This window comes from Spiroplasma endosymbiont of Melanargia galathea (assembly GCF_964031075.1).
Lineage (GTDB): Bacteria > Bacillota_I > Bacilli_A > Mycoplasmatales > Mycoplasmataceae > Spiroplasma_A > Spiroplasma_A apis.
In genome coordinates this window covers 972,452-995,635 of sequence record NZ_OZ035000.1, presented here as the reverse complement: position 1 = coordinate 995,635, position 23,184 = coordinate 972,452, and the positions used below count along the sequence as shown (strand labels likewise).

At 24.6% G+C, this 23,184-nt stretch carries 21 protein-coding genes; 10 read left to right on the top strand and 11 right to left on the bottom strand.

Translation table 4 applies throughout. The features are described 5' to 3' along the window. Nucleotides 1-76 precede the first annotated feature (76 nt). Genes AAHM92_RS04450 through AAHM92_RS04440 form a run of 3 tightly spaced genes read right to left on the bottom strand, consistent with a single transcriptional unit; the run spans nucleotide 77 to nucleotide 2,873 of the window. A complete protein-coding gene (locus AAHM92_RS04450) occupies nucleotides 77-799 on the bottom strand; it encodes a hypothetical protein (protein WP_500222269.1) in 723 nt (240 codons plus the stop codon). Then, on the bottom strand, nucleotides 799-1,296 hold the full coding sequence (locus AAHM92_RS04445; RefSeq protein WP_500222268.1) for a dual specificity protein phosphatase family protein: 498 nt from the start codon (nucleotides 1,294-1,296) through the stop codon (nucleotides 799-801). The genes AAHM92_RS04450 and AAHM92_RS04445 overlap by 1 nt, the downstream gene beginning before the upstream one ends. After that, nucleotides 1,296-2,873: a PTS transporter subunit EIIC gene (locus tag AAHM92_RS04440; protein ID WP_500222266.1), complete on the bottom strand. Its 1,578-nt coding sequence runs from the start codon at nucleotides 2,871-2,873 to the stop codon at nucleotides 1,296-1,298. Before AAHM92_RS04440 ends, AAHM92_RS04445 begins: the two co-directional genes overlap by 1 nt. A gap of 221 nt (nucleotides 2,874-3,094) precedes the next feature. Here AAHM92_RS04440 and AAHM92_RS04435 point away from each other — a divergent pair, with 221 nt between their 5' ends. Further along, entirely contained in the window at nucleotides 3,095-3,457 is a 363-nt protein-coding gene (locus AAHM92_RS04435; RefSeq protein WP_500222265.1) for a hypothetical protein, read from the top strand. Between the two features lie 433 nt (nucleotides 3,458-3,890). After that, nucleotides 3,891-4,082, top strand: a complete 192-nt coding sequence (locus AAHM92_RS04430) for a hypothetical protein (RefSeq protein WP_500222264.1) — start codon at nucleotides 3,891-3,893, stop codon at nucleotides 4,080-4,082. A 105-nt stretch (nucleotides 4,083-4,187) separates the two neighbouring features. Here AAHM92_RS04430 and AAHM92_RS04425 read toward each other — a convergent pair whose 3' ends face one another. Then, nucleotides 4,188-4,943, bottom strand: a complete 756-nt coding sequence (locus tag AAHM92_RS04425) for a MurR/RpiR family transcriptional regulator (RefSeq protein WP_500222262.1) — start codon at nucleotides 4,941-4,943, stop codon at nucleotides 4,188-4,190. Nucleotides 4,944-5,111: 168 nt separating this feature from the next. Between AAHM92_RS04425 and AAHM92_RS04420 the strand changes: the two genes are divergently transcribed. Continuing rightward, a complete protein-coding gene (locus AAHM92_RS04420) occupies nucleotides 5,112-6,962 on the top strand; it encodes a lipoprotein (RefSeq protein WP_500222261.1) in 1,851 nt (616 codons plus the stop codon). 77 nt (nucleotides 6,963-7,039) lie between these two features. Here AAHM92_RS04420 and AAHM92_RS04415 read toward each other — a convergent pair whose 3' ends face one another. The 4 genes from AAHM92_RS04415 to AAHM92_RS04400 all read right to left on the bottom strand — a co-directional run bounded on the left by AAHM92_RS04415 (nucleotide 7,040) and on the right by AAHM92_RS04400 (nucleotide 9,395). Continuing rightward, nucleotides 7,040-7,438, bottom strand: a complete 399-nt coding sequence (locus tag AAHM92_RS04415; protein ID WP_500222259.1) for a transposase family protein — start codon at nucleotides 7,436-7,438, stop codon at nucleotides 7,040-7,042. An 868-nt stretch (nucleotides 7,439-8,306) separates the two neighbouring features. Then, nucleotides 8,307-8,498, bottom strand: coding sequence for a hypothetical protein (locus tag AAHM92_RS04410; RefSeq protein WP_500222258.1), 192 nt, complete (start codon nucleotides 8,496-8,498; stop codon nucleotides 8,307-8,309). Between the two features lie 82 nt (nucleotides 8,499-8,580). Continuing rightward, on the bottom strand, nucleotides 8,581-8,769 hold the full coding sequence (locus AAHM92_RS04405; RefSeq protein ID WP_500222257.1) for a hypothetical protein: 189 nt from the start codon (nucleotides 8,767-8,769) through the stop codon (nucleotides 8,581-8,583). 260 nt (nucleotides 8,770-9,029) lie between these two features. Then, nucleotides 9,030-9,395: a hypothetical protein gene (locus tag AAHM92_RS04400; protein ID WP_500222255.1), complete on the bottom strand. Its 366-nt coding sequence runs from the start codon at nucleotides 9,393-9,395 to the stop codon at nucleotides 9,030-9,032. Nucleotides 9,396-9,636: 241 nt separating this feature from the next. Here AAHM92_RS04400 and AAHM92_RS04395 point away from each other — a divergent pair, with 241 nt between their 5' ends. The 3 genes from AAHM92_RS04395 to AAHM92_RS04385 all read left to right on the top strand — a co-directional run bounded on the left by AAHM92_RS04395 (nucleotide 9,637) and on the right by AAHM92_RS04385 (nucleotide 19,277). Beyond that, a complete protein-coding gene (locus tag AAHM92_RS04395; RefSeq protein ID WP_500222254.1) occupies nucleotides 9,637-11,520 on the top strand; it encodes a lipoprotein in 1,884 nt (627 codons plus the stop codon). A 3,938-nt stretch (nucleotides 11,521-15,458) separates the two neighbouring features. Next, a complete protein-coding gene (locus AAHM92_RS04390) occupies nucleotides 15,459-17,318 on the top strand; it encodes a lipoprotein (RefSeq protein WP_500222252.1) in 1,860 nt (619 codons plus the stop codon). 78 nt (nucleotides 17,319-17,396) lie between these two features. Beyond that, a complete protein-coding gene (locus tag AAHM92_RS04385) occupies nucleotides 17,397-19,277 on the top strand; it encodes a lipoprotein (RefSeq protein WP_500222251.1) in 1,881 nt (626 codons plus the stop codon). Between the two features lie 214 nt (nucleotides 19,278-19,491). Here the strand turns inward: AAHM92_RS04385 and AAHM92_RS04380 are convergent, their stop codons facing one another. The 3 genes from AAHM92_RS04380 to AAHM92_RS04370 form a co-directional block, all read right to left on the bottom strand. Then, on the bottom strand, nucleotides 19,492-19,650 hold the full coding sequence (locus AAHM92_RS04380) for a hypothetical protein (protein WP_500222249.1): 159 nt from the start codon (nucleotides 19,648-19,650) through the stop codon (nucleotides 19,492-19,494). Nucleotides 19,651-20,195: 545 nt separating this feature from the next. Further along, a complete protein-coding gene (locus tag AAHM92_RS04375; RefSeq protein WP_500222248.1) occupies nucleotides 20,196-20,402 on the bottom strand; it encodes a hypothetical protein in 207 nt (68 codons plus the stop codon). Beyond that, nucleotides 20,392-20,586, bottom strand: a complete 195-nt coding sequence (locus tag AAHM92_RS04370; RefSeq protein WP_500222246.1) for a helix-turn-helix domain-containing protein — start codon at nucleotides 20,584-20,586, stop codon at nucleotides 20,392-20,394. The genes AAHM92_RS04375 and AAHM92_RS04370 overlap by 11 nt, the downstream gene beginning before the upstream one ends. A 694-nt stretch (nucleotides 20,587-21,280) precedes the next feature. Between AAHM92_RS04370 and AAHM92_RS04365 the strand changes: the two genes are divergently transcribed. From AAHM92_RS04365 to AAHM92_RS04350, 4 genes are all read left to right on the top strand, one after another. Next, nucleotides 21,281-21,436, top strand: a complete 156-nt coding sequence (locus AAHM92_RS04365) for a lipoprotein (protein ID WP_500222244.1) — start codon at nucleotides 21,281-21,283, stop codon at nucleotides 21,434-21,436. Between the two features lie 55 nt (nucleotides 21,437-21,491). Next, a complete protein-coding gene (locus tag AAHM92_RS04360) occupies nucleotides 21,492-21,647 on the top strand; it encodes a hypothetical protein (protein ID WP_500222243.1) in 156 nt (51 codons plus the stop codon). 140 nt (nucleotides 21,648-21,787) lie between these two features. Further along, a complete protein-coding gene (locus AAHM92_RS04355; RefSeq protein ID WP_500222241.1) occupies nucleotides 21,788-22,528 on the top strand; it encodes a hypothetical protein in 741 nt (246 codons plus the stop codon). Between the two features lie 24 nt (nucleotides 22,529-22,552). Next, the gene (locus AAHM92_RS04350; protein ID WP_500222240.1) at nucleotides 22,553-23,155 is read left to right on the top strand and encodes a hypothetical protein; all 603 of its coding nucleotides are present in this window, start codon (nucleotides 22,553-22,555) and stop codon (nucleotides 23,153-23,155) included. The last annotated feature ends 29 nt before the right edge of the window (nucleotides 23,156-23,184 follow it).

Here is a 23,184-nt window from a genome sequence, read left to right as displayed (position 1 = left end):
GCTCTTTTTACTAGTTTTAAAAATTATAAAACTCAGGACAAAGAAAAATATACAAGCAGATAATCCAATACCTAGTTTAATATACAAAATCAAACACCTCAATAAATTTTGGTCCAAAGCTTATTTTGCTTGCGTCTATTTTTTTAAAAAAGTTGTGCAATTTTTTAATAGAGCTTTTAAACAACTCTGAGATATTCGAAATCTCTATATCAACTTCTTGTCCGTTTAAAATAGATCGCGCAACTATGTTAAGGGAACTTGTATCATTCTTTGTTTCTCTAATTAAAGATTCAATTTTACTTGTGTTTAATGTGACATTGTAATTATCATTTAAATAATAATTTATGTTTTTGTAAATATCTTGTAGCCCTCATGTGATTACTTTAAGCTGATTTTTTTGTTTATCATATAAAATACTCTCAGTACCTCTTATCTCAAAAAAATAATCACTACTTGAAAACTTATGTAAGAAACTCTTCCCACTTATTGATGGATAGTTTTTGAACTTATTTATATATTTGTAAATTATCAACTTTGCTTCGGATTTATTTATTCTGTATTTTCTTAAAATGAAACTTATGTAATCATTTAATATTTTCTCACTAACTATTTTAGAATTTTCTATTGGAATATAAACTAAAAAATTTATATCGCATTTTAGTTTATGTCTTGCTTCTTCCCCCATTGCAATTAGTTCTAAACTTTTCAAATTATAGAGACAATAAGTGGGCTCCTTATGCAATAACTGACCATCTTTGTATATGTATAAAACTCTATAATCGAAGTCTAAGTAGTACATTAAATTTTCACGCTACTTTCATTTAAACTATTTTTTAATTCTTGAAAAGGAAAGTTCTCTTTTAAATATAAATAAATACCAGAGTTTAATTTCATATAAGGGTAGAAATTATCAATAAAGTGATTCAAGGCTAAGTTAAAGTCTTCAATATTGAGGATATTTTCTATAATTAAATAAATGAAAATCAGTGAGGCACTTCTACTAACTCCTAATTGACAATGAACATACACACGCCTTTGTTTTATATTTTGTTTTATAAAGTTAATTGCAAATAGAAAATAATGTTTATTTAAAATAGTTGGATGATAACAATCTACAATGTTAGCTGCTAATTTATCTTTCGTTATTACTACGTTGCTATTTTTAAATATGATGTTTTCTCGTTTGCAAAGATTCCTGTAGAATATATCACTCATTTTGACTTCACAATCTATTTTTAGTGTGTTAGAAAATTGATCGCCTAGATATAAGTTATCTAAAATTTTTTTGAAAGGCATTACTCAATCACCCCTAGAAACTCTCTTAAATCTGTTGCTAAGTTTACTACTTTTGGACCATAAATAATATGAATTTGATTATTACCAATGTCTTTGATTCCATAAGGTTTTGTTTCTTCTAACATGTTTTTATTAATTTTATTTATATCTTTTACTGTTACTCGAAGCCTTGTAATACAGTTACCCATAATTATTATGTTTTCTTTTCCGCCTAAACCTTCTATAATTTTTGAAATATGTTTTTCTTCATTATCTTTTATTTCTACTTTGTTTGAATCTTTTGTTATTGCATCTACTCTTCTTGGAGTTTTTAAATTGAATTTCAATATACAGTAATAAAAGGTTATAAAGTATGTTCCGAATGCAATTGGTCCGATTATGAATAGCCCTCAAACATTTTGTATTTTATTTCAGTTTATTCCATTTACAACAATTCAAGTTATTAAACCTGATCCTCTTGTTGATACTTGGGCAAAATTACAAAGATACATAGACATATAAACAAAACCAGTAAAAAAGATGTGAATAATATATAAATATGGTGCAGTAAATATGAACGTAAACTCAATTGGTTCTGTTGTTCCGGCTAGAAAAGATGCTAAAGCAGCCGAGATAATTGCACCACCAACTACTTTACGACTTTGTTTTGGTATTGTAAAATACATAGCTAAGGCTGCACCAGTTAAACTAAACATATTTGTAGGAAACGTTCCGTTAACAATTCATGTATCTTTCGCATAAATCATTTCATTTAAACCAAGTTTTGCTATTGCTATATTGTAGATACCATTGATGATTTTTCCATCAGGAGCTATTCAAGATGCACCAACCTCTGTATAATACAAAAAGTAATTCATGACTTGATGCAATCCAAATGGTATCAATGCTCTATTTGCAATTCCATATAGGAATGGCGAACCAGCACCCATATATTTTCATCCTTCTCCAACAGCTACTAAACCTTTAGAGATATATATCCATACTACTCCGAGTGGCATTCCTATTATTCAAGCAGCCAATGTACTTGCAACAGGGGAAAATCTCGGCCCTCCAAAAAATGATAGAAATTCTGGAAACTTCAGTTTATAAGTTCATTTATGTACTTTGTATCCTATAATCCCAGCAATCATACCTCCAAAGGCACTATACTGAAACGACATAACTCCAAATCTAAAAGCCAACCCAGCTTCTTTTGGATTTTGTAACATATTTGGTTGTAAAACTTGGAGCATCAAGTTTGCAGCAAAACATAATGCAGCATAAGCCATTAAACCAGATAATGCAGCTGCTACTTTTTCACTTTTGGCTAGACCAGCTGCTAAACCGATAGCAACTAAAAAGTCTATGTTTGTTATTGCAATCATACCAATATTTTTTATAGCATCTACTGCAATTTTTACATTCCCTTGGTAGGTACCCACTTCAGTTGCAATTGCTTGGCCCGCATAACCAATTGCTCCTATTAAAGCTAGTAAAGGAATTACAGTGACAGGTACCAATATGGCTCTTCCAAAGTCTTCTAAACTTTTTCTTAAATTAGATAAAAATTTCCTAATAGGAATATTTTTTATTTTCAAATTTGTTCACCTCCATTATTATTTCATTTAGTTGTCACTAACTTAAATTTCTAAATAATTTAATTATTTCAGTCTTTTCTTTAAATATTTAAAATTAACAAATAATTATTCAATGTATTTAACCACTCAAAAAATTTTTTCTTTTAACACGTTTGTGTTACATATGAAAAAGGGAGGGAATAAAATGAAAAAAATAATTAAATATATTAGGGAGTTTGTCTATGACTATACTGCCTGTAACTTCGATTGTTTCATGTAAAACTAATAATGAATCAAGTGAAAGTAAACCAAATTCAGAAGAAAAAGAGGAAGCTCAAGACTTTTCTTCTTTAATTTCGCAGTTTAAAAAAGATGTTTCTACTATAATATCTGAAGAATTATTCAAAACAAGAGAAAAACTATTCGAATTAGAGAAAAATGCTAAATTTAGAAATACATTTCTAGTAAAAGAAAGCATTGAAAAAAACTCAAAGCAAAAGAATTTAAGTGAAGATGACAAAAATAAACTTGAATATTACAGAAAAACATTATTATTAATAGATATTATCAAAAGTAAACTAAACAAATTAAGAAATAAACCATAATATAACGTTATCCTAGATGGTCTAGAGGACATTTTTGAAAATATGAATGTAAATTATTAACTGGCTATTTAGTAAATAAGAACGATAATTGTGAAGCTAATAAATATAAATCTATTGAAGAATTAAAAACAATTGTTTCTGTTTATAATAATGCTAACAAGGAATCGATGCCTATATTGAAACTTTTGGTATAGGAAAAACAGATAATACAAAGATCTTAGCTACATTTAGTGGTAAAACTCCAACTATGGGAAGAAACTTGTGAGAAACTATACAAAACACAAGAGATTTTAATAAGCAAGCTCTTAACTCCTCTTTATCTTTAAAAAATGATTCACAAGATTAATTTAATCAAAAAGCTTACAGAGATTACTTATTAAAAAAAGGGAATCAAGAAACTTTTGGTTGAAGATTTGTTAGAAACTCATTCAACATGATATTCAACATTAATAATACAGGTGTAGTATACGAGTATAGAACTTATCAAAGTGGTAGGTATACAAAAGAAACAGGTGAAGAGAATCTTGAAATAAACTTTGCATTAGATTTTGTTAATATAATATTTAATGTTGATAAAATTTGATTAGAAAAAGAATTGACAACTTTCTTAGTAAAACAACCTTAATAGAAAAATAAGAAACTAAAAAAACTTATGTTTTTCTCGAAACAAACATAAGTTTTTTTAATGTCTATCTTTCTTTTAATCTTAAAACCACTTGAAGTGAAAAAACTATATTTTCAAATAGATTAAAAATAAGTCAATTATCATTCAAATAGGCATTTTTTCGCCAATAGGAAAAACCTTTCCATCCTTGCTAAAATATGTTGAGCAACTTCCATATATATGTAAATCAAGAAATTCCTTGAAGTTACAACTAAGTGTTGAGGTGATTGAAGCTATAACAAGGGGATTTTGTTGTTTTACCAGTTTTAAAAATCTTGAGATTTTATTATTATTACCAGAGATACTAAAAACTATTACTATTTTTGATTCGACATCTAAAAGTTCAGAATCATATAGTGAAGAAAAAACCTTACAATTAATGTTATTTTCTAATAAATTGAAGTATAAAAAATCTACAATTTTTTTCGTTTTGCCTGTCGAGTAAAGTATTATTTGTCTGTAGTTTTCTGTTTTTATGATGTTGATTAATTTTAATAACTGATCTCTAGTTTTGAGTAAACTTGAAGTATTTTTTATATCTTTAATAATTTGTTTCTCGTATGTATCAATGATATTTGAAGTTTTGATATGTCCTTGATAGCATTGATTATCAAGAACATATCTAAAATTTTTAAATCCACCTAAACCTATTTTTTGAAGCATACTAGATATTACAGATTTCTGTATTTGTAGTTTGTTTGCAATTGCTTTTAATGAAGAAGTGCTAATGGTTGATAAATTATTTAATAAATAGTCAGCTAGTTTTTTTTCTTGTGGAGAATAATTACTCATACCTTGCAAGATAATACCTCTTATATCCATGGTTATATCCTCAACTAAACTTCTTATAAAATAGACTACACATAATATAAAAAAATACTAGAAATAATATCTCATTTTTTTTATATTTTTGAAAACCTTGTTTATCATAAATCAACTTTTAAGTTATTTTATGGTATTATAAATTGGCAAAAGGAAAAAGTACAAAGTGTGAAAAAATTATTAAACATATTAGGAAGTTTGTCGTTAACAGCTTTACCTGTAACAACCATTATATCATGTGGTTCTAAAAACAAAGGTACTGAAGAAACACCCGAACCAGGTACACAAGAAGAAAGACCTGATTTTGCATCAGTTATTGCTAATTTCAAAAAAGAAGTAAGTACTATTGTTTCAAACGAATTGATTAAAGCTAACAAAAACTTGATTGAGGTAGAAAACAAAGGTCAAGCAGTTAATAACGAGTTCTTAAAGAAAGATGTAATACAAAAATATAAAGGTGATGAAGCAAAAAAAGTAACAGACGAAGACAAAAACAAACTAAAAAACGATATAAACAAAAAATTAGCAATAGATAATATCAAGAACGAATTAAATAAATTAAAGGAAAAAAGTGAGTATGATATCATTTTAAAAGGTGTAAAAAATGTTTTTAAAGATTTTACATTAGATTTTGATAATTTGAAAATAGACTATAAAAGCTTTAAAGACCAAGAAACTATGCAGAGGGACGGTTCTGAAGTTCAACCAAAAGAATCATTTACTTCAAATATAAAAATTCCCTTTAAAATAAAAGCACTTTTCAAAGATCAAGAGTCTAAAGATGATGAAAGCACACTTATAGAAAGTAACTTTATTTATTCTTTAACAGATTCTAATAATATAGAAAAGTTGGGGAATTCTATTGTACAAACTTTACAAAACCAATTTTTTAAAGACAAAAAGGATGATAATAGCAGTGCTTGATTAGATGCTAATTCATTAAAAATCTCTGAAGATGATAAGTTATTACTTGATAATAATAGGGTATCTAACTATTTTAGCAACGCGAGTTTTAAAAATGGACTTGTAAGTTATATACAAAGAGACTTAGAAGAAATAAAAAATAATGAATTTGCAAAAACCTTGACATTTGCTGAAGGGGTTGAAGTTTTATCAAAGATTGAATGATCACATTCAATCGAAAATAAAAAATCAACTTTATACGATTGAAAAGATGAAGTAAATAACGGTAAAAAAATGATGGATTTATTATTCAAAGGACTTAGCGATAAAAAGACAAAATCATTAGGTTCATCAGAACAAGAAGTAGAAGAATCATTATACAATTATATTCAAGAAAACTCTAATAATTTATTCGAAAATTACAAAAGTAACACAGAAAGTTGAGTTGCAAACTTAAAAGATGATGCCATCAAAGGAATTGATTTATCTTCAACATCAAAAATTGGATACGCATACTTAAAAGGGTTACAATTCAAAATTGGAGATGATTATACTCAAGAATTACCTGAGTTTAAAATTCTAACAAGTTACTCAGTTGATAAAAATGAAAAAAATTGAGAAAATGATACTTTTAGTGCAATAGAAAAATCAAAAACTTTGGAAGCAATATATCATAATTCGTTAAAAGGTATAAACAGCTTTAAAAATAATTTTGGTATTACTAATACAACCGATAACAATGCAATTGCAGCGTTTAGTGGTATTAAACCAAACAGAACTAAAAACCTATGGGATACATTGAAAAATACAGGGAATCAATATAAATATGCAATAAACTCATCATTATCATTAAAAGATGACGATCAAAAAGAATTTAGAGAAATATTACTTAAAGAAGGAAACCAAGAAACCTTTGAGTGAAAATTTGATCGCACAGTATTTAATATACTTTTTGATATTGATGAACAAGGTTTATTTAATAAAGTGGTTTACTATAGTGGTGAAAAATATCTAGATATCAATTTTGCGTTAGATTTTATTAATATTAACTTTAGAGTTGATGGAATTTGAACTACAAAACATAAAAATCAATTTATATTTCAAAAAATAGCATAAAAAACTGGTAAAAACTAAACTGGGAAATTTAAATTCCACAGTTATTAAATAACAACGCTGGCATTAGCTGGCGTTTTTTAATTCAATACTTTTTGTATTCTTTTGTTCTTATATCAATTTATATATCAATTTATGTGCTCATTGATTTCGTTGAACTTCATCTTATGAGTATCAATATGATTTAAATACTCACCTTTTAAGCGCCCAAAGAAATATTCTATTTCTCTATTGTCTAAAGAATTGCCTATTCTGCTCTTTGATATTTTTCTATTCATTTTTTTAACTAAAGTTCTTACATTATAAGTTGAGTATTGAGAACCATGATCTGAGTGCCTTATAAAACTTGTTTTGTTTATTTTATTCAACGTATCGAGCACTAATTGAGTATTATTTTTATTTCATAGGCATGAAGCTTCTATTTTTTTAGTATTATGACTAATTGCTGCTGATAAGTAATAATTATTTCCGTCTACCAACTCAGGAAAATAAGAAACATCAGTTGCTATAATATTGTCGTTTTTAGGATTATAGTCACGCTTTATTAGTCCTTGAACTTAACGTTAGTGTTTTTTGATTTTTGTTTACGTTTTTTAACCATTATTTTAATAATAAAACCTCAGCTTTTTAGATAATGCCTTAGGGTTCTATCGTTCATTTTAAACCCTTTTTGTTTTAGTGTGATAGTAATTTTTCTACTCCCATAGATGAATTTTGAATCACTTAGAATATATTCAACATCACTTTTAAAATAGTTAAATTATAATTTCTAACATTTTTTGTAAAAGGATTCTATATGCATTAAAATAAGTCTTGCTTTTAATTTTGTGTTTAGAGATCGTATTTTATTAAACTATCTAATTCTTTTTAATCTTTCTTATTTTTAATTCTATTTTCTATAATTTATCTTTTTTTGTTCTTCATTTAAACCATTGATTACTAATGGTACATCGGATTTATCTCTTTTTATGAGTTCGATATTCTTTTTTCTAATTAAAACTCTCATACCCTAATTATCTAATAATTTAGCTTTTCTTCTAATTTTAAATAAGAGTTATAATTTTAGTTTTTAAAATCTATATTCCAGTTCAGAAACTCTTATTCATTAATTTTTTTAAATTTCTACTCTTTTTAACCGTTGTTCAGCTGCTATTTTTTGGTCATAAAAAAACTGCCCCTCTTTCGAGTAAACTTATTCTGTCAAGTATAGAGTATGGTTTTTATTCTAAAATGAGTTTCCAGCTTCTCAAGGAGTTAATTCATTTTTTATCATAATTCTATTAAAATTATAACAGTGTAAATACTCTAAGACGTTATTGTATACAGACTGAAAATCGGGTTGCTTTTTTAAAATCCTTCAGTTTTTAGAGAAAAAAACGTCTCACATGCAGCATTATCAAGAGAGTCGGCCGGATTATTAAGTGATATTCTAATATTGTTTTGTAAACTAAAAAATTTACTGTAATTGGATGTATATTGGAAGTAGTTATCTGAGTGAATGATAAGGTTTTTATTTTTTGTCATGTATTTTTTTGCCATATTCAATGTATTAACAAAGATTTTATTATCCTTTCTCATTGAAATGTCATAACCACAATAAAGCTCGTCTTAACGTCTTTCATTACACATAAATATGCAAATTTTTTTGACCATATGGAAAGTAAACAACATCTGTAACAAATAGTTCACCTTTATTATAAGCGTCTCATTTTCTATTAATTATGTTTGGTATCATTATATTTTTAACTTTGATCTCTTTTGGTTTTTTTCTTTTTGGTCTTATTTTTGATTTAATACCTAAAAGCAACATATATTTATAAACTAGTTTATTAAACACTATTTAATTATAATCTCTTTTTAAGACTATTTTGATTCTTGGATACCCATATATTTGATTATGTTAATCAAATATTTTTTTGATACTATCGGCTAGTTTTTCATCAAACTTATATTTGAACATAGGTTTTCCCCTCTTTAACCACCTATAATAACTTGCTTGTGTTGTTTTTGAAGCAAAACATAGAAACTTAATAGACCAATCTTTTTTGTTGTTTTTGCTGTATAAATATTTTATTTATTGGGTTTTTCGAAATCCACTAGGAACTGATTAAACTTTTTTAAGATATCATTCCCCATTTCTAATAACTTATTTCTCTTTTTTAGTTCTTGGAGCTCTTTTCTCAAAGAATTACTTATTAATTCTTTATTTCCTTTACTTAGTCCCGCACATTGGCCAACCCTTGCAGATATTTTTCTTAAATATTCTTCACCATACTCTTCATATCCAAGTGCTCATTTTATTGCAGGTGAATATGAAACCTTATAATTTTTAGCTAACTTTTTTCAAGGTTGCTGGTTTATAGATCAATCCTTTGCTATTTCCAACTTTTGTTCAAAACTTAAAATATTTAATTGGTTTCCTTTTAAATTGGCCATATAAAAACCCTCTTATATATAGATTATATTAGAATTTTTTTATTCTAACTCTATACATAGAGGTTTATATTCAGCCCCTCTTTCGAGTGTGAATTTATTTTACTCAGTTTAAATTAAGTTTTATTTTAATTAATATAAAAACATTTATTTATTAAATTATATAAAATTCTTAATCATAAAAGTAACACTTTTTTTCATATTTAACACTTATGTGTTATTATAAAAAAAAGGAGAAATGATAATGAAAAAATTATTAAATATATTAGGTAGTTTATCTATAACTATATTACCCGTAACTTCTATAGTTTCTTGTAAAACAAAAAATGACGGAAGTGAAACTATACCAAATATTGAAGACAAAGACGAAAAACCTGACTTTGCATCTTTAATAGCAGACTTCAAAAAAGATGTTTCAAATATTATTTCTGAAGAATTGAATGAAACAAGGGAAAAATTATTTGAGTTAGAGGAAAATGCGAAACAAAAAAATAAATTCCTAAATGAAGAAAACATTAAGAAGAAGTCAGAAAACAAAAATCTTGATGATAAGGAGAAACAAAATCTTGAATATGATATAAAATTAATATTATCCATAGATAATATTAAAAATAAACTTGATAAATTGAAAGACAAAGTTGAGTATAACGTCATATTAGAAGGTTTAGATAACATTTATAAAAATATAGAAATAGACTTTGATAACATAGATTTTAGATACAAATCATTAGCAAATCAAGAAGAACAGCAAACATTAAAAAGCAATTATTATGAAGAGAAAAATGATTTTTTTACATCAAATGTAATAGTTGATTTTTCTATTGTTACTAATTATAAAGATCAAACTAATCAAGTGGCTGAATATAAAATTACAAGTAAGTTTGTTTATTCTCTAACAAGTGACAAGGATTTAGTAAATTTTGGTACTAACTCTATTAAAAATTTACAAAACAAGTATTTCTTATCAGAAAAGGAAAGTTCTGTAGACGGGATTTGATTAGACGCTAAAGGTTTAGACCTTTCCGAAAATGATGGATTATTATTAGAAAATAATAATAATATACAAAATTATTTCAAAAAAAAGGAATTTGGTGATAACTTTTTAAGTTATATTAAAAAAGAAGCCTTAGAAAACTCAAAAAATCCATTTATAAAAAAATTGAACATATCATTAGATAATCTTAATGCATTTTCTAAATTAGATTGAAAAGTTAAATTAGAAAATAAAACAACCACTAAATATGAATGGCGAGATGAAAGTGGTAATGGTAAAACAATGTACAACGAAATATTCAAAAATAATATAGTGCAGGAGGAAAGAAGTTTAGCTGGAAATAACACTAAAGTTAATAGAGGTTTATATAATTACATATCAAAAGAGTCAAATGGTTGGCTAAATAAGTATAAAGATGGCATAAACGAGTTTGCAAAAGCTAATAACATAGATTTTGGAGATAAAGACTTATCGTCTACATCTAAATTGGGGTATGTTTATTTAAAAGGTTTAAGGTTCCAAATAGATGATTATATTCAGGAATTGCCAGAAATTAAATTATTGACTGGTTACTCAATAAATAAAGAAGAAAAAAATTGAGAATCAGATAGATTTAAGTCAATTGATCAATCAAAAACATTGACATCTATATATAATAATGCTAAAAAAGGGATTGAAGCATATGTAAAGACTTTTGGAATTGTGAAAAAAGATAATGATAACATATTAGCTACATTTAGCGGAAAAACCCCTAATTTAGCTACGAATTTATGAAAAACTATTGAAAAACAAAATGGTTTAAGTATAGCATGAATTAACTCATCACTATCATTAAAAAATGATGAAAACGATGTCTACAATCAAAAACAATTTAGAGATATTTTATTAAAAGAAGGAAACCAAGAAACTTTTAGTTGAAGATTTATTAAAAACTCATTTAATATGGTATTTAATTTTAATGATTCAGGTCTAGTTTACGAGTTCCGTAGATGACAAAGTGGTAGGTATACAATCGAAACAGGGGTTGATAATCTAGAAATTAACTTTACAATAGACTTTGTTAATATCACATTTAATGTTGATAAAATTTGACGAAGCAGGGAAACAACAACTTTCATAGAAAAACAACGTTAGTAATTAGAAATTATTTCAAAAGCAAAAAATAATTCAAAGATCTTTATATCTTTAAATATAATTCTCTAAGTATACATTATGTTAAAAAAACATAAAATTATACAAGGAGAATTTTTTATATGAACATTTAAAAGAAAGTAAATAAAACATTCTTAATTCTTATGCTAAAAAAGAGTAAATAATTAAGCACTGTAATCAAAATTTATCTTATAAAGATTTATCATAAATGTAGAACATATCTTATTCAACAGTTAGAAGAATGTGTTTAGAGTGAGAAAATTTGGGGTGATGAGCACTTATTTCAAAAACCAGAAAGCATAATAATCTCATTATAAAGATTAGAATTAATTCAAAAGACTCAAAAAAAAGCAAAATCTAACAAAAAATTGAATTAACTAGAAATGGAAAATGAGTTTTAAAAAGTTTAAGAAACTGATGAACATTTCAAAAAAATAATAAAGTATTACAAAACTATAGATAAATATCTTAACCAATACACGTTTTTTTCTTTATGTAATTATGCAATTTACAAGATCTACTTATTATCTTTAGTCTAGTAAAAATAAACCAGATTATGAACAAAAATTTATATGAACTTATTATATAAAGTAAAAAAAATTTTTTTAGATAGCAGTGGAGTTTATAGTGCACCGATAATAAAAATTATTTTGAATAATAAGGGCATAATAGAATTCAATATAAAGTTGCTAGAACAATCAAATTATTTAACTTATTTAGTTATAAAAAGGAAAAAAATTATAGAAAACTAAGAGAAATAAAAAAATAAGCATGGTCATAATTATGTAAATAGAAATTGATATTGTATCCAAAAAAAAGAATTTTAGGTTATCGATATTACATAGATCTTTTTAACAAAATTTTTCTTATTTGAGCGTTATAAAAGATGCAAACAATTTATTCATAGTTGTTCATGAGGTATATTTAAAAAATGATATAGATATTTATAAAAATTATTTGAGAAAAGCGTCGTTTTATATCTAGATCTGTTTAAAAAAATGCTTATCGTTTTGATAACTAAAATCAATGTATATCTACATTTGCAAAGTGTTATGCTAAAAAATAATAGCATAATATTGTCATCTAGACTGAGTAATTCTATTGATAATGCAATGTGCAAAACATTTTTTCACCATTAAAGACGAACGAAAAATAAAACTAAAACAAAGTAATTTCGCACGTTGAAAATAGAGATTGACAACTATATAAAGTTTTACAATTATGCAAAGATAATGACCAAACACAAGAGTCTTCCAGCATATCCCTATTTAGATTTTAAGCATCCAAAAAAAATACTTAAACTTTATTATAGTATTCTTTTAAAAAACGTTTTGTATACTTGACAAATTATATTTAATATTTGAATCATTTTTCTTTATTTTATATTCCTTAAAATAACTTATATTCAAAATAATTTATTAAAATATTTTATTTCATATTAAGCCCATATTTATCTTATATAAATAAACTTTTAAGGTACTAAATATCAAGGAATTTCTACAGAACCTTTTTATTAAATATTAGAATAAAAAATAAGCTTAAATAACCATATATTATTGGTTATTATTATGAATAATCTTGAGTTTATTTAGGAAAATAAAAATTTAGTAAAAGTCTGCTTATGATTGCTTTAAAAATTAAATTAATAAAAATATAAAGTTATAAAATGGCCATTATTATCTAATAAATTCAATACAACATGTAGCATTGCTTTATAAAAAGTAATTTATAATAAATTTCTAGATACTTTCCTATTTGTTATAAATATATTTATAAGACTGATTTCAAGATTTCTTTTGTGTATTTTTTCAATAATTATAGAAAAATTATTGATGATTTTCAGAATCATATTTATGAAAAATTTAAAAAATAAAAGTTTAACAAATTCAACTTTCTAAATAACTAATGCTTGGAACGTCTAAATTAACTATAAACATTAAAACTATCATTTATGTAAATTTAATAATCTAAATTTTGGTTATTATAAATATTAATATTTATAATAAAAACTTCTAAAATAATATTTAATATAACATTAACCTAACAAGATTGTCTTTTTATTTAATATTTTTTTAACAAGAAATGTATATAATAAATTTACTTTTATGGAGTTGAATATATTTTTAAAATTTGCACTTTAAAGTTATATAAGTTGTATCTGCAACTTTACACTATTTTTTTTATATTGTCCAACTTCGTTACAAAATTTTGTTGTGAATTACATTTATAACTTTAAATATATTTTTACAATTATTATTGTTTGATATAAGTTAAGTTTTTAAATATTTTGTTTGAATTATTATTTTTGTTTGACTTAAGACTATTTTTATTCTTCTATTTAATATATTCAATAATTTTTTATGAATATATTATTTGCTTTATAAGATAAACAAAATTCTCTTTATACACAATAATTAAAAATTTTATAAACATCAAATATAAAATTTTGTTTTGATAATAACAAGTGATCCATATAATAAATTATTATGTAAAATTTTTTATTTTCAACTACAATTTTATAAGAGTTTTTTTTTTGCTTGCTCCATTAATCGGTTTAACTTTTTATCTACATTTTAATGTTTAAATATTTTAGTTCTTATTTAACTATGCATTTTTTCTTTCTCTTAGATTATTTCCTTTATTTTGCACTACGAAAAAAGTTTATTGAGTTTTACTGTATTGTAAACCATGGTGTCATCTCCAATATTTCTAAATTAATACAAAATATTTTACTATTAAATAAGATATTTGAAATCGTTTAGTAATTTATAAAAATGTTTTTTGAAATTTATTTTATGAATTTTTTTAGTGTCTAATCATAATAAATTAAATTTCTTATATTGTAAATATTCTAAGTAGATTATTTTTACTCTATTAACTTTCTTAAATAAAATGAGTACTTAGAGAGTTGTATTTAATCCTTTTTTGTTATACAAAAATAAACATGAGACATAAATTGTGGACTGCTATTTTATCTAAATCAAAAAGACTTGTACTTATTTTAATTTAGAAAATAAGGTAACTAATTTAAACAAAAAAATCTTTAAAATTTAATTTTCAGTAAAGTTTATGTTTTTAAGGGTGTGTTTTAAATTGTTAGAGCAAGGGTTTTAGAAATGGTTTAATTTATTACCAATAAATAAATTATAAGGTAGTGCAATCAAATTAAAATTCCTAATTATTTTTTTGCTAAATTTAAAGATTTTTTTAATCTCTTCTCTGTTATGATTAAATTTTTATATCAAATTATTAAATAATAGTAAATAAGAATTTATATCTTAAAAAAACATCTTTTAATATAATGAATAAAATTAGATTAAATTTAGTTACCAATATTAGGGAAAAAATGAGGATATAATTTTAAAGATTTGAGTAGTATTTTAGTTAAAGGATAATTTAAGAAGAAAAATAAATAAAAATATACTTAAAATTAATAATACTAAAATTTAGAAACTTGATAATTATTTTATGACCATTAATCTATTTTTTTCAATAGCGTTCATTCTATGTTTGGTATTTTAAAGAAATCATTATATTTAATGATTCATTTTTACAAAGTTTATTCTTACAATAATTTGACAAATATTTTTTATAAGAATAGGTATGTTTCTAAAAGAAGTTTTTCTATTTTTAAATAGTTTTAGACTCCCTTGCATACAGGCCTAAAACAATGTCATCAATGATCTTTTTGTTTTATGTATGGAAGAGTTAAGGATTTTGACCTAAATTTCATATAAAACCAGAATAGCATCGAATTTCTTTTGCAAAAGATATATTATTTTTAATAAACCTATTATTACCGATATTTATCAATAATTTAAAAATCTATCTTTATGGGAGAAAAAACCATTTTCAATTATAAAACAACTTTTAAGTTAATTTATGATATTATAAATTTGCAAAAGGAGAATAATAGAAATATGAAAAAATTATTAAGTTTATTAGGGAGTTTATCTTTGACCTCAATACCTATGACAACAATTATATCGTGTAGTTCTAAAAATAAGGATTCTGATAATAATGAAACACCAAATTCAGGCACGCAAGAAGATAAACCTGATTTTGCATCTATCATTGCTAATTATAAAAAGGAAGTGACTACCCTTGTTTCAAATGAATTAATTAAAGCAAATAAAAATTTAATTGAAATAGAAGACCAAGGCCAAGCTGTAAATAACAAATTTTTAAAGAAAGAAAAAATATTAAATTATAAAGGGGAAGAAGCCAAAAAATTAAAAGACGTGGAAACCGATAAAGCTGATTTATATACTGATATTATTAGTAAACTAGCAATAGAAAACATTAAAAAAGAGGTAAATAAGTTAAAGGAAAAGACCGAATATAATATCATTTTAAATGGTGTAGATAATATTTTTAAAGACTTTAAGGTGGATTTTGAAAATTTAGAAATAAATTATAAGGATTTTAATGAACAAACATTTATCAAAGAACAAGATTCTGAAAAGCAAAATAATAGTTCCTTCACATCAAGCATAAAAGTTCCTTTTAAAATAACAACAATATTTAAAGATTTTGAAAATAAGGAAGATGATAGCACAACTATTGAAAGTGATTTTATTTATTCTTTAACAAATTCTAGTAACATTGCCAAATTAGGAGAATCTATAGTAGGAGATTTACAAAACCAATTTTTTATCAATAAGAAAAGTAGTGGAAAAAGTGCTTGATTAGATTCAAAATCATTAAATATTACTGATGACGACAAGATATTGCGTGATAATAATAAAGTAGCTGACTACTTTAATAATACTTCTTTTAAAAATGGTATTTTAGATTTTATTAAGCAAGATTTAGAATCTACAAAAAATAATGAGTTTGTAAAATTTTTAAACTTTAGTGATAAAGTTGAAACAATGACAAAAGTGGATTGAGAACAATCAATTAAACTTACAGAAAAAACATTATATAGATGAAATGACGAAAATAATGGTCAACAAATGTTGGACTGAGTATTTAAGGGGATCAACAAAAAAGATACGAAAATTTTAAATAAAGTAGAACAAGAAGTAGAAGCGCCATTATATAAATATATACAAGATAACTCAAACGATTGATTAAAAACTTACAAATCAAATCTAGAAAGATGAGTGGCAAGTTTAAATGATCAAAATTTAAATAATGTTGATTTATCTTCAACATCAAAAATGGGATTTGCATATTTAAAAGGACTACAATTTCAAATCGGAAATGATTACACCCAAGAATTACCAGAGTTCAAAATTTTAACAAGTTATTCGGTGGATAAAGAGGAAAAAAATTGAGACAACAACGTCTTTAAGCAAATCAATGAATCAAAAACAGTGGCAGCAATTTATCATAACGCTTTAAAAGGCATAAATAGTTTTAAAAATAACTTCGGTATTACTAATACAACTGTTAAAAATGCTATATCAGCTTTTAGTGGTATTAAACAAGGCAGAACTAAAAACTTATGGGATACATTAAAAACTAGTAACAATCAGTATAAATTTGAATTAAACTCTTCATTGTCTTTAAAAGATGCGGACCAAAGAGAAATTAGGGATATTTTACTTAAAGAGGGAAATCAAGATATTTTTGAGTGAAAGTTTAACAGGATAAGTTTCAATGTTGTGTTTGATATTGATGACAAAGGATTATTTAATAAATCAATTTATTATAAAGGTGAACAATACTTGGACATTAATTTTTCAATTGATTTTGTAAGTATTGACTTTAGAGTCGATACCATCTGAAGTACAAAACATAAAAATCAAGTAATACTTCAGAAGAAAGTTTAGAATAATAAAAGATTCTTATAATAACGCTCACATGTTATTAATAATAAATTGAATCTTTTAAAAGGAGAATAATAAAAAATGAAAAAATTATTAAATTTATTTGGAACTGTTGGTTTATTAGTGGCACCTGTCACAACTATTGTATCTTGTAATTCAAAAAACAAATCTGAAAGCAATGGCGTTAAGGAAGAAACAAATAATGGGAATTTTTTCGCTGAAGCCATAAATGACTATAAGAAGGAAGTTAATGAAATTATTACAAGAAATATTATGGAGGCCAACAAAAATTTAATTGAAATAGAAACTGAAAATAATATAAATAAATTTTTAAAAAAAGAAAAAATTAAAGAATTTGCAGGAACTAATTCAAAAAATATAAAAGATTCAGATAAAAACGACCTTAAAGAAGACGTTTTTACTAAGTTGGCTGTCTCAAATATTAAAAAAGAACTTAATGATATGAAAAATAAAAATAAGTATAATATTATTTTAGACAAAATAACAAATGTATATGATGATTTAGAAATTGAATGATCTTCTTTACAAATAAGTTATAAATGCTTAAATTGCGATTCTAAAGTGCAAAAAAATAGTACAGATAAAGAAGGATACACCTCAAATATACTTTTAAGTTTCAAAATTAAAACATTGTATACAGATCAGGTTAATAAATTATCCGAATATAATGTAGAAAATGATTTCATCTATTCTTTAACTAACTCACAAGCTTTCATGTTATTAGGTGAAACTATCAATAAAGAATTAGAATATAACTATTTGCTAGATAAAATGGAACAAAGTGATTTATGATTAGATCCTAAAATGCTGGGGTTTGATTTGGAAGATAAAGATAAAAATTTAGTAGATGATAGCAATAAAACAAAAACTTATTATCAAGGTAAAACCTTCGAAGAAACTCTATTAAAAGATATTAAAAACAAACTATTAAACTCAAGTTCTGAGTCTGATATTATTAAAACTATAGAGTTATCATTTTCGCAAGAAAACATCGACTCTAAAATCGATTGAAAAGCTAAATTAAATTCACATTTAGTTAGACCAAAATTATATGATTCAGATATGAATGGAAAAGATATAGAAGGACAAAAGTTATTTAAATATGTATTTAATAGAACAGAAAGTTTGCAGGAAGATAATAAAGTACTTGGAGGAACATCACAGAAAATCAATGTACAAGTTTTTAATTATCTAAACTCTATTTCAGAAGAGATGTTTGATAATTATAAAAAAGCAATTGATGATGTTAAAAATGAAATAAAAAAAGATAATAAAAGTTTGTCGAATAAAGTAGATATTATTGATTTCTCTTCAACCTCTCAAATAGGTTATGTTTATCTAAAAGGATTACAATTTACTATTGGTGATTACGTTCAAAAATTGCCTGAGTTTAGACTATTAACCGCATACTCTGTAGATAAGAACACTAAGAATTGAATTAATGGTAAAAATATGACTTTAGAGGTTTCAAAAACCCTGGAATCTATCTACTATAATATAATCAAAGGTATAGATAGTTTTAGAAATACTTTTGGCATAGTTGATAACTATGGTACAACAGCATTTACTACAATGAGTGGTAAAATAAAAAATCTATCAAAAAACCTGTGAGATACTTTTGGAGATAGCACATCATGATTTAAATACGACATTAATAACTCAACGTCTTTAAATTATTCATCACAAAAAGAATTTAGAGATTACCTTCTTAAGACAGGTAATCAAGAAATATTTAGTTGGACGCTTTTCGGTGAAAAAGCAGATACAGTAGTTAAAAAAACTACATACGGATTTATAAATAATGGAACTGTATTGAATGTAATCGGAAGCCAATTTCAAGATGTAAATTTGCGCTTAGATTTCATAAACATAAATTTTAGAATCAAAGGATATTGAAATTATAATGCAAAAGGAAAACATATAATTGAACGTATATTCTAAAAATTCAAATTATTCATAACTACAAAAAATACCACAATATAAATGATTTTAGATATAATTTGTCAATTATATAAAATGTTTTTTAAAGATACTTCAAACACCTAAAGGGTCACCCCAAACTACAATTATTTTAAAAAATTACTCTTGTACATTTCTATAGGAGTAATTTTTAATTTATTTACTATTCTATTGTTTGAATAATTTCAAATACAATTTACCATTCAAGTTGAAAATTCTTTTTGTTTGAAAATTTATACCCTTTAAAATAATTCTGTTTGAAACTATTAAAGAATGTTTCTACTATTGCGTTTTGTCATGAAGCATAACCAACTGTCATACTTTGTTTTATTCTATTTGCTTTACAAAAATTCATCGTATTAATAATTCTAAATTGGGCTACTCTATCTGTATGGATAATTGAATTACTTATATTGTAGTTATTTTTTAATATATATAGCTATTTTATTAATTCTATTATAGTTTGATTACTTGAAAAATAAGTTTTTAAAGGTAATCTAGAATAAACATCAATATTTGCAAACATATATAATTTAGAGTTATTAAACTTAAATTATGATATATCTAAACATATTTTTTCCAATGGTCTTGAAGTAAAAAAAACTATTTCACCAGTAATTAGATTTTTCAATAAATTTGGAGCAGTATTTACAAGTTCTTATTTGCCACTAACATAAGATTTTCACTTTCTACTTTTTCACAATTATCAGGAAAAGGTCCTTGACTTTTCTTTGAACTTAAAACTGTTTTTCTACCAATACCGATTTTTAAAGCTATTTTTTTATGCCCTCATTTACGGTGTGTACCATTTTTTAAGTCAAAATCATTAAATACTAGTTTTATGAATAAAACATAAGAAGTATTTCTTTTTGTTTTTTAATCTTTCAAACCATTATTAACTTAACTTTTATAAGTTTTAAAATTGATGCTTAATAAATTTAATAGTCATGAAAGTTTTCTATTTTTTTGCAAGTATTTACTTTTTATTTTATAAAATTCAATGTTTATTTTTTGTTTTTTTAAATTCTTTACTAGAGATGCTGTGAACTTTTCCATAATATCGACCTTATTAATTAACTCTCTATTTTCCTTATTTTTATTTTGCATCTCTTTTTTTTAAAAAATTTAACTCTTGTTTTATGTTATCAATGTTTTTTTGTTTATAAATATTGGATTTTCTACCTCTTTTTTGATCAAATAAACCAGAGATCCCACTAGTTATATACCTATTCTGTCATTGATAAATAGTACATGGTTGTCTAATATTATATTTTTCTGCTTTTTTTTGCACTTATGTCAGATGATAAAAATTCATTTACTATTTTCATTTTTTCATCTGCAGTAAATAGTATTGTTTTAGCAATAAAAAAACCTTTTATAAAAATTATATACATAATTTGTGTGTAGTTTGGCGTGACACTTTACTTTTTTGTTGTTTTCATTATATAAGTATTTTATTTCTTGGGTTTTTCGAAATCCTCTAGGAACTAATTGAACTTTTTTAAGATATCGTTCTCCATTTATAATAACTTATTTTTCTTTTTTAGTTCTTGGAGTTCTTTTCTCAAGGAATTATCTATTAATTCTTTATTTCCTTTGCTTAGTCCCATACATTGACTAACCCTTGTAGATATTTTTCTTAAATATTCTTAACCATACTCTTCGTATCCAAGCGCTCATTTTCTTGCAGCTGTATATGAAATATTATACTTTCTAACTTACTTTTTTCAAGGTTGCTGGTTTGTAGATCAACCCTTCGCTATTTCCAACTTTTGTTCAAAACTTAAAATATTGATTTATTGCCTTTTAAATTTACCATATAAAAAAATCTTCTTATATATAGATTATATTAAAATTTTTTTATTCTAACTCTATACATAGAGGCTTATATTTATAGGAAAAAATGTTTTTGTTTTTTTGTGAAATAACATTTTTAAGTTATCTATGATACTATAAAAACAATATATAAAGAAATAAAAAGAAGAATGAAAAAATTATTGAATTTATTAGGGTCTGTCGGTTTGTTGGTTACACCAACTACAACTATTGTTTCTTGTAATTCAAAAAACAAAACAGAAAGTGTGCCAAAAGAGGCGACAGATAATATAAAATTCTTTCAGAAGATATTAAAAAGATTTTAAAAACGAGGTTAGCGAAATTGTTACTTCGAATGTTCTAGAGGCTAATAAAAGTTTGATGGAAATGGAAAATAAGTCACAGCAAAATAGTTTTCTAAATAAAGAAAACATAGAAAAATATAGCGGGAAAGAAAAAGAAGTAGTCAAAAAAGATAAAGAAAATCTCTATAAAGATGTTTTTACTAAAATGTATGTTTCAAAAATAAATGAATAGATAAATAATTAAAAAATCTTAACAAATATACTTTAATATTAGAAAATTTAAACGAAGTTTTTGAAGATTTGGAGATCAGGTGACCTTCTCTAAGCATTACTTATAATGAAAATTTTGAGGACTCGACAAATCTAAAACAAGTGGGTAACGAGGATAAACCCTTTGAATCAAATGTATATTTAGAATTTGAAATCAAGACAACATATATTGATCAAGCTAATAATAAAGCTGACTTCAGTGTCAAAAAAGATTTTATATATTCTTTAACCAACTCAAAAGTAATTGAATTATTAGGTAAAACTGTTTTAAATGATATGGAATATGGTTATTTAATGAATGGTAAAGAACAAAGTAAACCATGATTAGATTCTTCATCTTTAAAAATGGAAGATAAGGATAAAAACTTACTAGATAACAATTCAGTAGTTGAGAACTACTTCAACAACAATTTATTCAATAAGGACTTGACAAAATCTGTTAAAAAAGTTCTTGAAGATAATAATCATGATTCTCCTTGAGTGAAGAATGCAAAGCTTTCTTTCTCTGAAAATAAAGGTTTTTCTAAGATTGAATGAAAGTCTAAGCTTAATTCAAATAGGATGCAAAAACCAAAACCTCACTATATTTCAGATATTTTATATGGAGATGCTGAAAGACTATTCAATTATGTTTTTAATAGAAAAGAAGAAATTGAAAAAGAAAATAAATTTTTGGTAGGAGTTTCTCAAGAAGTTGATGTTCAAATCTACAATCACTTAAATAGTGTTTGGACAGATATGGTAGAAAATTATAGAAACGAAATTGACTTACTCAAGGAGAAGGCTAAGGAAAAACTTGATTCAAATAATTACGAGAAATTTAAAGCTTTTGATTTGTCTTAAACCTCTAATTTCGGTTTTGTTTATTTGAAGGGTCTTGAATTAAAAATTGGAAGCTATAGTCAAAAACTACCTGAGTTTAGATTGTTAACTGCCTATTCTGTTGAAAAACAAAACAAAAACTGAAATGGTAGCGAAATCAATGATTTCAAAGACAGTAAAGCATTCGAATCTGCATACCATAATACAATCAAAGGTGTGAATAGTTTTAGACAAACTTTCGGAATTGTGGATAAATCTTCTTCTGGTGGATTTACATCAATTACAGGTCAAACACCTGGTATAGCAAAAAATCTGTGATCAACTTTCAATAGTAGCGAAGCATTACTTAAATACGGTGTTAATGATTCACTTTCTTTAAATAACGGTATTCAAAAAGAACACAGAGAATATTTACTAAAAACAGGGAACCAAGAAATATTTGGATGAACCGTTTTTGGAGAGAGGTCAAATACTAAAATTAAAGTTACTTCAAAAGGATATATTAATAGGTGAACTGCTTTAGATGCAAAGGGTAATCCTACCGAAGATGTTAATTTTTTTAGACTTGATTTTATAAAAATTAATTTCAGAATACCAGGTTATTGAAATATACCTGATAAAGGCAAAACAATCATCGGACGTGTTTAAATATTTTTTTATTTTAAAATTATATATAA